Source organism: Stenotrophomonas sp. 17(2023) (assembly GCF_030345315.1).
Classification (GTDB): domain Bacteria; phylum Pseudomonadota; class Gammaproteobacteria; order Xanthomonadales; family Xanthomonadaceae; genus Stenotrophomonas; species Stenotrophomonas acidaminiphila.
This window is the reverse complement of sequence record NZ_CP128405.1, coordinates 3377652-3390284: the sequence shown is the minus strand read 5'-3', so window position 1 is coordinate 3390284 and position 12633 is coordinate 3377652. Positions and strand designations below refer to the sequence as shown.

Below are 12633 nucleotides of genomic sequence, written 5' to 3'. Positions count from 1 at the left end.
CCCCATCCGGAGTCCCACCATGTTCCACCCCCGTTACCGCCCGCGCCGCATGCGCCACGATGCCTTCTCGCGCCGGCTGATGCGCGAGAACACGTTCACCGCCGACGACCTGATCTGGCCGGTGTTCGTGCACGAGCTGGCCGGCCGCGCGCCGGTGGCATCGATGCCGGGCGTGGAGCGCCTGTCCATCGACGAACTGCTGCGCGAGGCCGAGCAGGCGCTGGAACTGGGCGTGCCGGTGATCGACCTGTTCCCCGTGGTCGACCCGTCGTGCAAGTCGCTCGACGCCGCCGAGGCCTGGAACCCCGACGGGCTGGCGCAGCGTGCGGTGCGCGCGCTCAAGCAGCGCTTCCCGGAGCTGGGGGTGATGACCGACGTGGCCCTGGACCCGTTCACCGTGCACGGCCAGGACGGCATCATCGACGACCGCGGCTACGTGCTCAACGACGTCACCGTCGATGCCCTGGTGAAGCAGTCGCTGTCGCATGCAGAGGCCGGCGTGGACATCGTCTCGCCCTCGGACATGATGGACGGGCGCATCGGCGCGATCCGCCAGGCGCTGGACGACGCCGGCCACATCCACACCCGCATCATGGCCTATTCGGCCAAGTACGCCTCGGCCTTCTACGGCCCGTTCCGCGATGCGCTGGGCAGCGCCGGCAACCTCGGCAAGGCCGACAAGCACACCTACCAGATGGACCCGGCCAACAGCGACGAGGCGCTGCGCGAGATCGCGCTGGACCTGGACGAAGGCGCGGACATGGTGATGGTCAAGCCGGGCATGCCGTACCTGGACGTGGTGTACCGGGTGAAGCAGGAGTTCGGCGTGCCGACCTTCGCGTACCACGTCAGCGGCGAATACGCGATGCTCAAGGCGGCTGCGGCCAATGGCTGGCTGGACGAGCGCCGCTGCGTGATGGAAACCATGATCGGCTTCAAGCGCGCCGGCGCCGACGGCGTGCTGACCTATTACGCGCCGCAGATCGCGCGCTGGCTGCGGGAAGGCTGAGATGGACGCACCCGGCATGCAGCCCTGGCAATGGGCGGTGTGGGTGGTCGGCGTGACCGCGTTCGCGGTGGTGATCGGGCTGGTGATCGCCGCCGCCGTCCGCGCCGCACGGCGTCCGCCGGAACTGCCCTCGGCCGCGCAGCGGCTGCAACGGCAGTCGCCGCCGTCGCCGGAGGTCGAGGCGCAGCTGCGCGAACTGGCCGGCCTGCAGCAGGCCGGGCGGATCGGCGAAGTCGAGTACGAGCGGCGGCGTGCCGAGGTACTGGCCGGCAACCCGGCTCCCGGTAACGACCCCCAACCGTAGATGCGGTGCCCGCCCCGCATGTGGCCGTCCCGGTGAAGCCCGTGCCGGGCGAGCCCGGTACCTACGGGGCCTGCTGCCACAACCCATGCACTCCGTAGATGCGGGGCTCGCCCCGCATGGACCTTGACCGCCCTCACCGTCGCACGTCGCACGCGCGGTGCCGGGGCGTTGGCTCCCGCTAGCGGCAGTCGCCGCTGCCGTCGCTGGCCGGCGCGCGCATCCGGTACAGGTCGAAGCCACCGGCACGCGGCGCGCGCGCATGGCCGCTGACCAGCAGTTCGCCCGGGGTGCTGGCATCGACCAGCGGCGCCCGGGTATCGCCCTCGGCGCTGTTGAACGACAGCGCCAGCGGTTGCGCCGCACTCCAGCGGCCATGGCGGCAATGCGACAGCTGCAGCTGCGCGCCGCCGTTGCCGTTGCCGCGCGCGAACACCACCGCGCGCCCGCCGGCCAGCCAGGCGCCATCGAATTCGTCGCCGGCATCGTTGAGGCCGGTCATCGGCCGCGGCGCGGTGAAACCGTCGCCGGTACGGTGCGCGCGCCACAGGTCCCAGCCGCCGGCCCCGCCAGCGCGGTCGCTGGCCAGCAGCAGGCTGCCGTCCTGGTCGTGCACGGCCGGCGAGCGTTCGTGGTCGGCGCCATTGATGGCCGGGCCCAGGTTCTGCGCAGGGCCGAAGCCGCCGTCGTCCCGCAGCGCCGCCCGGTACAGGTCGAAGCCGCCATGGCCGCCCTTGCGGTTGGAGGCGAAGTACAGCCAGCGACCGTCGGCATCCAGGAACGGATCGAGCTCGTCGGCGGCGGTGTCCAGCGGCAGCGGGCGCGGGTCGCTCCAGCGCGCGTCCTGCCAGGTGGCCTGCCACAGGTCCCAGCCGCCGGCGCCGCCGTCGCGGTTGCTGGCCCAGACCAGGCGCCGGCCATCGGCCGAGCGCGTGGCGCGCAGTTCGTCGGCACGGGTGGATACCACGCCGATGCCTTCGATGCCGAACTCCGCCAGTGCCGTCACCCGCGGTGCAAAGAGTAGACTCATGGACAGCGCGAGCAGCAGCGATCGGGTCCGCATGGAGGTTCCGCAAGCCAGGGATCGCGCCAGTCTAGGTCATGCAGAGGATCACCATGAGCGTTGCCCGCTACGCCGTCTTTGGCCACCCCATCGCCCATTCGCAGTCGCCGCGCATCCAGGCCGCCTTCGCCAAGGCACAGGGAATCGAGATCGATTACCGCGCCATCGACGCCACGCCGCAGGATTTCGCCGCGGCACTGGACGCCTTCGCCGCCGACGGCGGGGTGGGCGCCAACGTCACCCTGCCGCACAAGGAAGCGGCGTTCGCGCTGTGCGCCACCACCACCTCGCGCGCGCAGCGTGCCGGCGCGGTCAACACCCTGCTGCGCAAGGGCGAACGCTGGCACGGCGACAACACCGACGGCATCGGCCTGGTGCGCGACCTCACCGGCCGCAACGGACTGGACCTGCGCGGCCGCCGCGTGCTGCTGCTCGGCGCCGGTGGCGCCGCGCGCGGCGTGGCCCCGGCGCTGCTCGACGCCGGCATCCTCGAACTGGTGGTGGCCAACCGTACGCCGGAGCGTGCCGACGCCCTGGTCGATGCGATGAGCGAGCCGGGCCGCGTCATCTCGGCCTATTGGGACGCGCTGCGCGAGCAGGGCGACTTCGAGCTGATCATCAACGCCACTTCCGCCGGTCGTGGCGACGGTGCGGTTTTCAGCCTGCCGCTGTCGCTGGTCAACAGCCTGACCACCGCGGTGGACCTGAACTACGGCGAGGCGGCGATCCCGTTCCTGGCCTGGGCGCGCGCGGCCGGGTGCCGCAATGAGTTCGACGGGCTGGGCATGCTGGTCGAACAGGCCGCCGAGAGCTTCCAGCAGTGGCATGGCGTGCGTCCTGAAACCGACGCGGTCTACGCCGCGCTGCGCGAACGCGCCGCCACCCTGGTCACCGCGGACTGAGCGGCATGGACCAGGCGCAACTGCTGAGCTCGCTGCTGGTATCGGTCGGCTACCGCCTGCCGGTGATGATCGCGCTGGGCGTGGCGCTGGTACTGCTGTTGGGGGCGCCGAAGGCGGTGGCGCGCAGCGCCGCGCTGTGGGCGCTGGCGATCCTGATGGCGACGACGCTGTTCGGGGCGGTGCTGGCGGTGTTGCCGCTGCTGTTGATCGCGGCGGGCAACTTCGATGGCATCGCCGCGCTCAATACCGCCCTGGGCATCGGCCACTTCGCGTTGTCGCTGCTGGAAGCCGGCGGCTTCGTGCTGCTGGCCTGGGCGCTGGCCCGGGCGCTGCGCGCGAACGCCGCCGCGCCCGGCTGAACCGGCGCGGTTCGGCGTCCGCGCGCCGGTATGGGAAAATGCCGGCCATGAACGGAGCAGGCGGCAGGTCGGCGTGACGGAGAAAGTGGAAGCGCCGCGTGCGTTGACCGAGGAAGTGAAGACGGCCATCCGCGACGCCTACGCGAAGCTGCAGGCCAACACGCCCGGATTCAGCACGCGGCGCTCGCAGAGCCAGATGATCGGGGTGGTCTCGCGCGCGCTGGCCAGCGGCGGCGTGGGCGTGGTCGAGGCACCGACCGGGGTCGGCAAGAGCCTGGGTTACCTGACCGCCGGCGTGCCCATCGCGCTGGCCTCGAAGAAGAAGCTGGTGATCAGCACCGGCACGGTGGCGCTGCAGTCGCAGCTGGTCGAACGCGACATCCCCAATTTCCTCAAGGCTACCGGCCTGCAGGCCACGGTGGCGCTGGCCAAGGGCCGCACCCGCTACCTGTGCACGCGCAATGCCGCCGAAGCGCAGGGCGAGGGCGCGCAGGAGAGCATGTTCGGCGACGAAGTACTGCTCTACGAGCGGCCGCTGGCGCCGATCGAGATGGACGTGGCCGGCAAGCTGATGCGCGCCTTCACCGAAGGCCGCTGGAACGGCGACCTGGACAATGCGCCCGAAGCGGTCACGCCGGGCCTGCGCCCGCGCATCACCACCCCGGCCTCGGGCTGCGCCGGGCGCCGCTGCGCCTATTCCACCCAGTGCCCGGTGCTGCGCGCGCGCAACGAGGTGCGCGAGGCGCAGATCGTGGTGACCAACCACGCGCTGCTGCTGTCGGCGCTGTCCATCGGTGAGTCCGACAACGGCCAGCCGCTGATCGCCGCGCCCGCCGACATGCTGCTGGTGCTGGACGAAGGCCATCACATCGGCAACGTCGCCATCGACCAGGGCGCGGCCAGCCTGCCGCTGGACGACATGGCGCGGCGCACCGGGCGCCTGCAGATCATCATTGCCGGTGCGTATCGCGCGGTGGACAAGGACAAGATCGGCAACCTGCTGCCGAACGAGGCCATCGACGCCGCGGCGCGCGTGGCCAAGCTGCTCAAGGCATTCGCCGACGGCATCGCGCAGGTGTGGACGCCGGCGCCGGACGAACGCGAGCCGCTGTGGCGCGCCGCCAATGGCCGCCTGCCCGAGGCATGGCGGCAGCCGATCGAGGAACTGGCCGACGAGACACGCACCCTGCTGAACTGGGCCACGGCCGCCGCCGCGCAGGTGGCCAAGGGCAAGCCCGAGGATGCCGGCCACGAGCGCCTGCAGCGCAGCCTGGGCATGGCGCTGGAGATGATCCAGCAGCAGTACGACCTGTGGGCCGGCTGGCGCCGCGAGGACAAGGAAGGCCAGCCGCCGATGGCGCGCTGGATCACCCTGACCCGCGACGGCGAGCACGTGCTGCACTGCTCCCCGGTGTCGGCGGCGATGGTGCTGCGCAAGCTGCTGTGGGACGAGGTGGATTCGGTGGTGATGACCTCGGCCACGCTCACCGGCGGCGGCGACTTCCAGGCACTGGCCATCGACAACGGCATCCCCGAAGAGGCGGAGATGGTGTCGCTGGCCTCGCCGTTCGACCTGCCCAACCAGGCGCAGCTGGTGGTGCCGCCGTTCCCGGTGACGCCCGACGACCGCGAGCGCCACCCGAAGGAGGTGGCGAAGTACCTGGCCGCCGAACTGGACTGGGACAAGGGCAGCATCGTGCTGTTCACTTCGCGCTGGAAGATGGAGAAGGTGGCCGAACTGATGCCGGCCACGCAGCGCAGGAAGGTGCTGGTACAGGGCGAGGGCGCCAAGCAGAAGATGATCGACGAGCACCTGCGCCGCACCGCCGCCGGCGAGGGCTCGGTGCTGTTCGGGCTCAATTCGTTCGGCGAGGGCCTGGACCTGCCGGGCGAGGCCTGCACCACGGTGGTCATCACCCAGGTGCCGTTCGCGGTGCCGACCGATCCGCAGACCTCGACGTTGAGCGAGTGGTTCGAGAGCCGCGGGCTGAATTCCTTCAACCTGATCGCGATCCCGCATGCGCTGCGCACGCTGACCCAGTTCGCCGGGCGCCTGATCCGCACCTCCACCGATACCGGCCGCGTCGTCATTCTCGATTCGCGGCTGCTCACCCGCCGCTACGGCAGGCGCATCATCAACGCGCTGCCGCCGTTCAGGCGGGTGATCGGCTGACGTCGCCGGCCGCGTGCGGGCGCCGCTCCGGCGGCACCGGCGCGGCGCCGCGAACGGTGCGCCTCATTCCTCGCGCTTGTTCAGCGCCGAGGTCACCGCCGCGGCATCTTCGCGCGACAGGAACAGGTATTCCAGCTCGCAGCCGCCGAACTTGTCCTCCAGTTCCTGCATGCGCACGGGATGGCTGCCGAACCGGTAGTGCTGGCTGTCGTTGTCGGTGTCCTGCACCAGGTAGACACCGAAGGAAGGGGGATTGGTGAGGGTGCCTTCCAGCTTGACGGATGAAGGGTCGATGGCGCGCTGGATGAGGTCTTCGAGGTCGGTCATGGCGTTGCGTGGGGGCGTCGTGTCGTACTTTCGGGGGCAAGTGGAATCGTTGGCGGGGCCGGCGTCAATGCCTTTCGCGCTTCCGCTGTCCGCGCGTGCCCCGGACCAGCCATCCGATGGCCTGGTGAAGCGCTGCCGGCGGCATGGGTAGCGGCGGCCGCGGGCCACGCTTGAGGGCTGGCGCACCACCCCCCGGTGCGTTGCGTGGCCTGGCGCGGCCGGGCGTACAGGCCAATGCCCTGGCCGGTGCCGCGCGCGCTGAACGCGCGGCTACGCGCCGGGCGCGGCGTGCGCGCTGAGCGGGAGGGTCGGCCGCCCCCGCCGGGTCGCCTGTCGCGCCAGCGGGACAGGCCGCGTGCACGTGCTGGCGGATCCGGCGCAGGATCGGCTCGGCGCTGCCGGCCTCGACCCGGGATCGGGCGTGGGCCTGGCGGGGCCCCGGATGCGCGGAGCCCGCCGCTACCCGTGCGCCGATACACGCCCGCCGCCAGGCCGGCCGCGGGTGGCCGGCGAGGGCGTCCTCAGCCGCGACGGAAGCGCCGCGCCAGCCCGCTCACCACGGCGATGGCGGCGGTCAGCGCGGCCATCGACAGGAACTGCAGGCGGGTCTCGGGTGCGGACAGCAGCAGCGCGAAGATCAGCACCAGGATCGCCAGCGCCAGCACCGTCAGGTAGGGGAATCCGGCCATGCGGAACGGCAACGGCGTGCCCAGGCGTTCGGCGCGGCGGCGCAGTACCAGCTGCGAGACCAGGGTGATGGTCCACACCAGCAGGCAGGTCGAGCCGACCACGTTCAGCAGCACCGGCAGCACGCGGTCCGGATACAGCAGTTCCAGCACGGTGGCGGCGAAGCCGAACAGCACGCTGGCCAGCACCGCCAGCACCGGTACCTGGCGGCTGCTGATACGCGCCAGCCCGCGTGGCGCTTCGCCGCGCGCGGCCAGCGAGTGGATCATGCGCGAGGCGCCGTAGAGATTGGCGTTGAGCGCCGACAGCAGGGCGATCACCGCGATCAGGGTGATGGCGGTGGCCGCGCCGGGGATGTTGGCGACCTGCAGCACCGCCGCGAACGGCGATTTCAGCGATTCGCTGGTCCACGGCACCACCGCGATGATCACCCCGATCGAGCCGATGTAGAACACCAGGATGCGCCAGGCCACGGTGCGGATCGCGCGTGCCAGGCTGCGTTCGGGGTCCTGGGTCTCGGCCGCGGCCACCGCCACGATCTCGGTGCCGCCGAAGGCGAACACCACCACCAGCAGCGCCGCGCCGACGCCGGCCAGGCCATTGGGCGCGAAGCCGCCATGCTCGAACAGGTTGGACAGGCCCGGCGAGGGCACGCCCGGCAGCAGCCCGCACAGCAGCGCGATGCCGACGGCGATGAAGGCGATGATCGCCGCGACCTTGAGGATGGCGAACCAGAACTCGAACTCGCCGTAGTTGCGAACCCCCATCAGGTTGATGACGGTGAACACCACCATGAACGCCAGCGAGGTCAGCGGCACCGACAGCTGTGGCCACAGCGTCGCCAGCAGGCCGGCCGCGCCGACCGACTCGGCCGCGATCACGATCACCAGCTGCACCCACCACAGCCAGCCGATGGTGGCGCCGGCGGTGGCGCCCAGCGCATCGGCGGCGTAGACCGAGAACGCGCCGCTGGCCGGGCGTGCGGCGGCCATCTCGCCCATGGCATGCATCATGATGATCACCAGCGTGCCGGCGACCAGGTAGGACAGCAGTACCGCCGGGCCGGCGGCGTGGATGCCCACGCCCGAGCCCAGGAACAGGCCGGCGCCGATCGCGCTGCCCAGGCCCATCATGATCAGCTGGCGCGGTTTGAGCGCGCGTTCCAGTTTCTGCGACGGCGGAGCCGGGGCGGCGACGGACGGGTTGGCGGGCATCGGCGGGCTTCGGAGGGCGGAAAGGGCGACACCATACCGCGTCGGCCGCGTCCCGTGCCTGTTCCGTTGGTTGGGCCTGCCGCCCCCGGCTGCGGGGGGCGCGACCGCCGGTCAGGGGGCCTCCGGGGCAAGGGTCGGACCCGCTGCCGGTCTGTCAACGTGCGGCCGCAGCAACTTTCCCGGCGCGGATGCACTACCTTATTCATCCACCCTCCCGGCCGTGATGGCAGCTTTCCGAGACAGCAATGACTTTGAAGACCCTCAACCCCTTCGACCTGTTCGATGTGCGTTCGCTGCTGAGCGAGGAAGAGCGCGCCGTGCAGGACTCCGTTGCCCGCTTCACCGACGAACGCGTACTGCCGATCATCGGCGACTGTTTCGACCAGGGCCGCTTCCCCGACGAGCTGATCCCCGAGATCGCCGACATGGGCCTGCTGGGCAGCACCCTGCCGGAGCAGTACGGCGGCGCCGGCCTCAATGGCGTCAGCTACGGCCTGATCTGCCAGGAACTGGAGCGCGGCGATTCGGGCCTGCGCAGCTTCGTCTCGGTGCAGAGCTCGCTGTGCATGTACCCGATCTATGCCTACGGCTCGGAAGAGCAGCGCATGCGCTGGCTGCCGGACATGGCGCGCGGCAAGGTCATCGGCTGCTTCGGCCTGACCGAGGCGCACGGCGGCTCGGACCCGGCCAGCATGAAGACCCGCGCGGTCAAGGACGGCGGTGACTGGGTCATCAACGGCTCCAAGATGTGGATCACCAACGGCTCGGTGGCCGACATCGCCATCGTCTGGGCCAACACCGACGAGGGCGTGCAGGGCTTCGTGGTCGAGAAGGGCACCCCGGGCTTCACCGCGCAGGAGATCAAGCACAAGATGAGCCTGCGCGCCTCGGTGACCGGCGCGCTGTTCTTCGACAACGTGCGCGTGCCCGACGCCAACCGGCTGCCCAACGTCAAGGGGCTGAAGGGCCCGCTGGGCTGCCTGACCCAGGCCCGCTACGGCATCACCTGGGGCCCGATCGGCGCGGCCATCGCCTGCCTGGACGAAGTGCTGGCCTACACCAAGGAGCGCATCCTGTTCGGTCGCCCGGTCGCGGCGACCCAGAGCGCGCAGATCAAGATGGCCGACATGGCCCGCCGCATCACCGCCGGCCAGCTGCTGGTGCTGCAGCTGGGTCGCCTGAAGGACGCCGGGGAAATGCAGCCGCAGCAGGTGTCGCTGGCCAAGTGGAACAATTGCCGCCTGGCCATCGACATCGCCCGCGAATGCCGCGACCTGCTGGGGGGGGCCGGCATCACCACCGAGCACTCCGCCATCCGCCACGCGCTGAACCTGGAGTCGGTGATCACCTATGAAGGCACCGAGACCGTGCACCAGCTGGTGGTCGGCCGCGAACTGACCGGCATCAACGCGTTCTGAGTGCGATCGGCATGAGCGCGGGACGCCCCGGAAGCCGCGCCTCCGGGGCGCAAGGGGGAACACCACGATGAACCTGCTCGACGGCGTGCGCGTACTTGACCTGTCGCGCATCCTGGCCGGGCCGTGGGCCACCCAGGTGCTGGCCGATTTCGGCGCCGACGTGATCAAGGTCGAGCGTCCGGGGGCGGGCGACGACACCCGCGGCTGGGGGCCGCCGTTCCTCAAGGACGCCGACGGCACCGACACTGCCGAGTCGGCGTACTACCTGTGCGCCAACCGCGGCAAGCGCTCGGTCGCCATCGACTTCACCCTGCCGCAAGGGCAGGCGCTGATCCGCGCGCTGGCCGCGCGCTGCCAGGTGCTGGTGGAAAACTACAAGGTCGGCGGGCTGGCGAAGTACGGGCTGGATTACCCCAGCCTGCGTGCGCTCAACCCGGCGCTGGTGTACTGCTCGATCACCGGTTACGGCCAGGATGGACCCTACGCGCGGCGCGCCGGCTACGACGCCGCCATCCAGGCCATCGGCGGGCTGATGAGCGTGACCGGCGAACCCGACGGCGTGCCCGGTGGTGGCCCGCAGAAAGTGGGCGTTGCGGCGACCGACCTGATGACCGGCATGTACGCGGCCACCGCGATCCTGGCGGCGCTGCGCCATGCCGAACGCACCGGCCAGGGCCAGCAGATCGACCTGGCCCTGCTGGACACGCAGGTGGCCTGGCTGGCCAACCAGGCCTCCAACTGGCTGGTCGGCGGCCAGGTGCCGGGCCGCCAGGGCACCGCGCATCCGAACATCGTGCCCTACCAGGTGATGCCCGCGGCCGATGGCCATTTCATGCTGGCGGTCGGCAACGACGCGCAGTTCGCGCGCCTGTGCGAGGTGATCGACGAGCCGTGGCTGGCGGCCGATGCCCGTTATGCGACCAACAATTGCCGGGTGGCGCACCGTGCCGAACTGGTGCCGCTGCTGCAGCAGCGGCTGCGCACGCGCACGGTCGCCGAATGGCTGCAGCGGCTGGAACGGGCGCTGGTACCGGCCAGCCCGGTCAACCGCATCGACCAGGTGTTCGACGATCCGCAGGTGCGCGCGCGCGGATTGCGCATCGACCTGCCGCACGCCAGCGGCGATACGGTGCCGGCGGTACGCAATCCACTGCGGTTCTCGGCCACGCCGCTGCAGTACCAGCACGCCGCGCCGTTGCTGGGGCAGCACACCGCGCAGGTGCTGGAACAGGTGCTGTCGCTGGATGCCGACCGCCTGCGGGAGTTGCAGGCGGCCGGCGTGGTCGGCGGCGCGTGAGCCCGCCGCCCCGCAGGATCAGGGAATAATTTCCGGCCGGCTGATGCCGGTCTTGCGCATCGTGTCCATGCTGCGCTCGCGTGCCGCGGCGCGTTCGGCGACCGTCATGCAGATGGTCTGCGGGCGGTTGCTGCCGGTCGGCATTTCGCGGCGGCAGACCAGGCGGCTGTCGGCCCTGGCCTTGGCAAGCAGGGTGTTGACCAGCTCCTGGTCGTTGACCACGTCCACCTGCGCAGCCGGATGCAGGCTGGACAGGACGCCGTCGCTGCCCAGTTTTTCCTGGATCCGCGACAGCGCATTTACCACCTGCGCGTGGTCGGCCGGTTTCAATTCGCTGTAGGTCTTGTGCCCGGCCAGTTCGGCCTGGATGCGCTCGATCTGCGGAGCAGTCGGCCGGGTGGTGTCGATGACCGGGGTGGTCGAGGCGTGGAGTTGGCCGATGGCCATGAAACCGATCAGCCCGACGGCGATTGCGATGCGCTGCATTGTCCTTCCATTGATTGGCGCATGGGTATGCGGAACCCTCAAGCATACCGGGCCGGCGCAGTCGCTTTGCATGTCCTGGCCGCCTTTTTTACTGGCCGCCGACAAAGCCATGCTGGCGCCAGGCTTCGAACACCACCACGGCGACCGAGTTGGACAGATTGAGGCTGCGGTTGTCCGGCTGCATCGGCAGGCGCAGGCGATGGCCGGCGGGCAGGGCGTCGAGCAGTTCCTGCGGCAGGCCGCGCGTTTCCGGGCCGAACAGGAAGGCGTCGCCGTCGGCAAAGCGCACGCTGTCGTAGCGCACGCTGGCGCGGGTGCTCATGGCGAACAGGCGGCTGGGCGCGATGCGCGCCAGCGCGGTGTCCAGGTCCGGATGGACCTGCATGCGCGCGTATTCGTGATAGTCCAGGCCGGCCCGCTTGAGCTGCCTGTCGCTGAGGTCGAAGCCGAGCGGTTCGATCAGGTGGAGCCGGGCGCCGGTGTTGGCGCAGAGCCGGATCACGTTGCCGGTGTTGGGCGGGATCTCGGGCTGGTACAGCAGTACATGGAAAACGGGAGGCGCGGTCATCGGCGCAGTTTACGCCGTGGGTGTCCGGCTAGGACCTGCCCGCGCCGCTGCAGCCTGCTGCGGGCGAAGGGAGGGCACGTGCCCGGCATGGCTGCGGCACGGACAGGTCCGGATGGTTGCGACGACTCACTTGGCGACCATCCCGTTGGCGACCTGGCCCAGGGTATCGGTGGCCAGCTCGGTGGCCAGCGCCTTGACCTGCTGGGCATCGGGACGAACGGTGATGGCCGGCAGCGAGACCATCCACTGGCCGATGCTGGCGCCGATCGCCACCGGCGTATGGGTGGCCAGCTGGGCGGCGGCCTGCTCGGCAGCGAGTTCGACGATCTGGCCGGCGGTCGGGCGCACCTGGACCGACGACAGGGTCGGGATGGTGCTGGAGCGCTCGCGTTCGGCCTGGACCAGCTGATCGGCGGACGGACGCACCTGCACGGTTTCCAGGGTGACGATGTTGGACGCATGCGCTGAGGCGGAGAAGCCGGCGACGAGGGCGATGGCGATGGCGAAGGACTTGGTGTTCATGGCGGGCCTGTTTGGTGTGTGTGAACGGTGGTGTGGTAGTAAAGTAGTACACCAAATCTCAGGATGCAAGGAATTCTTTGCATTTCTTTGATTTGTTCAGCATCCAGTCATGTTTCGTTGGATCCTGGTCTGCTGCGGGTATCCAGTAAGCAGAATGCGTGCCACATTCATGACATTGATTTAAAAGGATATTTTTGATTCTTGAGTGTCCGCTGTCCGGACGCTGCGGCCTGTGGCCGCCGTCCGCGGACATCCATGCACTGGTGGACGCAGGGCGGTTCACCGCCCGCCAGGCAGCGCGGTGGTG

Annotated in this window: 13 protein-coding genes; 7 read left to right on the top strand and 6 right to left on the bottom strand. The window is 70.2% G+C overall.

Annotated elements, in window-relative coordinates; genetic code table 11:
• The first annotated feature begins 19 nt into the window (after window positions 1-19).
• Both hemB and QQA12_RS15340 read left to right on the top strand, forming a co-directional pair.
• Window positions 20-1009 carry a porphobilinogen synthase gene (hemB, locus tag QQA12_RS15345; protein WP_056930937.1) on the top strand — a complete coding sequence of 330 codons (990 nt, stop codon included), beginning with the start codon at window positions 20-22 and terminating at the stop codon, window positions 1007-1009.
• 1 nt (window position 1010) lies between these two features.
• Window positions 1011-1313, top strand: a complete 303-nt coding sequence (locus QQA12_RS15340) for an SHOCT domain-containing protein (RefSeq protein WP_226049768.1) — start codon at window positions 1011-1013, stop codon at window positions 1311-1313.
• Between the two features lie 178 nt (window positions 1314-1491).
• Here the strand turns inward: QQA12_RS15340 and QQA12_RS15335 are convergent, their stop codons facing one another.
• Window positions 1492-2373, bottom strand: coding sequence for a TolB-like protein (locus QQA12_RS15335; protein WP_226049767.1), 882 nt, complete (start codon window positions 2371-2373; stop codon window positions 1492-1494).
• Window positions 2374-2426: 53 nt separating this feature from the next.
• Between QQA12_RS15335 and aroE the strand changes: the two genes are divergently transcribed.
• From aroE to dinG, 3 genes are all read left to right on the top strand, one after another.
• Window positions 2427-3275 (top strand): shikimate dehydrogenase, encoded by an 849-nt coding sequence (gene aroE / locus QQA12_RS15330; RefSeq protein ID WP_054668819.1) that lies wholly within the window; start codon window positions 2427-2429, stop codon window positions 3273-3275.
• A gap of 5 nt (window positions 3276-3280) precedes the next feature.
• Window positions 3281-3634 carry a hypothetical protein gene (locus tag QQA12_RS15325; RefSeq protein WP_226049766.1) on the top strand — a complete coding sequence of 118 codons (354 nt, stop codon included), beginning with the start codon at window positions 3281-3283 and terminating at the stop codon, window positions 3632-3634.
• Window positions 3635-3707: 73 nt separating this feature from the next.
• A complete protein-coding gene (gene dinG / locus QQA12_RS15320) occupies window positions 3708-5807 on the top strand; it encodes an ATP-dependent DNA helicase DinG (RefSeq protein WP_226049765.1) in 2100 nt (699 codons plus the stop codon).
• A 63-nt stretch (window positions 5808-5870) separates the two neighbouring features.
• Here dinG and QQA12_RS15315 read toward each other — a convergent pair whose 3' ends face one another.
• Together QQA12_RS15315 and QQA12_RS15310 are read right to left on the bottom strand one after the other, a co-directional pair.
• Window positions 5871-6134, bottom strand: coding sequence for a hypothetical protein (locus QQA12_RS15315; protein ID WP_054668240.1), 264 nt, complete (start codon window positions 6132-6134; stop codon window positions 5871-5873).
• Window positions 6135-6655: 521 nt separating this feature from the next.
• Entirely contained in the window at window positions 6656-8035 is a 1380-nt protein-coding gene (locus tag QQA12_RS15310; protein ID WP_054668238.1) for an amino acid permease, read from the bottom strand.
• Window positions 8036-8280: 245 nt separating this feature from the next.
• Here QQA12_RS15310 and QQA12_RS15305 point away from each other — a divergent pair, with 245 nt between their 5' ends.
• The gene (locus QQA12_RS15305; RefSeq protein ID WP_226049764.1) at window positions 8281-9453 is read left to right on the top strand and encodes an acyl-CoA dehydrogenase family protein; all 1173 of its coding nucleotides are present in this window, start codon (window positions 8281-8283) and stop codon (window positions 9451-9453) included.
• Between the two features lie 67 nt (window positions 9454-9520).
• Window positions 9521-10750 carry a CoA transferase gene (locus QQA12_RS15300; RefSeq protein WP_226049763.1) on the top strand — a complete coding sequence of 410 codons (1230 nt, stop codon included), beginning with the start codon at window positions 9521-9523 and terminating at the stop codon, window positions 10748-10750.
• Between the two features lie 18 nt (window positions 10751-10768).
• Here QQA12_RS15300 and QQA12_RS15295 read toward each other — a convergent pair whose 3' ends face one another.
• The 3 genes from QQA12_RS15295 to QQA12_RS15285 form a co-directional block, all read right to left on the bottom strand.
• On the bottom strand, window positions 10769-11236 hold the full coding sequence (locus tag QQA12_RS15295; protein ID WP_226049762.1) for a hypothetical protein: 468 nt from the start codon (window positions 11234-11236) through the stop codon (window positions 10769-10771).
• An 88-nt stretch (window positions 11237-11324) separates the two neighbouring features.
• Window positions 11325-11804 carry a tRNA (cytidine(34)-2'-O)-methyltransferase gene (locus QQA12_RS15290; RefSeq protein ID WP_054668229.1) on the bottom strand — a complete coding sequence of 160 codons (480 nt, stop codon included), beginning with the start codon at window positions 11802-11804 and terminating at the stop codon, window positions 11325-11327.
• Between the two features lie 126 nt (window positions 11805-11930).
• Window positions 11931-12326 (bottom strand): hypothetical protein, encoded by a 396-nt coding sequence (locus tag QQA12_RS15285; protein WP_056930930.1) that lies wholly within the window; start codon window positions 12324-12326, stop codon window positions 11931-11933.
• Window positions 12327-12633: the final 307 nt, after the last annotated feature.

Excerpts from the sequence above, each read along its gene's own strand:
- QQA12_RS15335 (WP_226049767.1), bottom strand. The coding sequence starts at position 2,373 with ATGCGGACCCGATCGCTGCTGCTCGCGCTGTCCATGAGTCTACTCTTT.
- QQA12_RS15325 (WP_226049766.1), top strand. The coding sequence starts at position 3,281 with ATGGACCAGGCGCAACTGCTGAGCTCGCTGCTGGTATCGGTCGGCTAC.
- QQA12_RS15290 (WP_054668229.1), bottom strand. The coding sequence starts at position 11,804 with ATGACCGCGCCTCCCGTTTTCCATGTACTGCTGTACCAGCCCGAGATC.
- QQA12_RS15315 (WP_054668240.1), bottom strand. The coding sequence starts at position 6,134 with ATGACCGACCTCGAAGACCTCATCCAGCGCGCCATCGACCCTTCATCC.
- QQA12_RS15285 (WP_056930930.1), bottom strand. The coding sequence starts at position 12,326 with ATGAACACCAAGTCCTTCGCCATCGCCATCGCCCTCGTCGCCGGCTTC.
- QQA12_RS15305 (WP_226049764.1), top strand. The coding sequence starts at position 8,281 with ATGACTTTGAAGACCCTCAACCCCTTCGACCTGTTCGATGTGCGTTCG.
- aroE (WP_054668819.1), top strand. The coding sequence starts at position 2,427 with ATGAGCGTTGCCCGCTACGCCGTCTTTGGCCACCCCATCGCCCATTCG.
- QQA12_RS15310 (WP_054668238.1), bottom strand. The coding sequence starts at position 8,035 with ATGCCCGCCAACCCGTCCGTCGCCGCCCCGGCTCCGCCGTCGCAGAAA.
- hemB (WP_056930937.1), top strand. The coding sequence starts at position 20 with ATGTTCCACCCCCGTTACCGCCCGCGCCGCATGCGCCACGATGCCTTC.
- QQA12_RS15295 (WP_226049762.1), bottom strand. The coding sequence starts at position 11,236 with ATGCAGCGCATCGCAATCGCCGTCGGGCTGATCGGTTTCATGGCCATC.
- QQA12_RS15300 (WP_226049763.1), top strand. The coding sequence starts at position 9,521 with ATGAACCTGCTCGACGGCGTGCGCGTACTTGACCTGTCGCGCATCCTG.
- QQA12_RS15340 (WP_226049768.1), top strand. The coding sequence starts at position 1,011 with ATGGACGCACCCGGCATGCAGCCCTGGCAATGGGCGGTGTGGGTGGTC.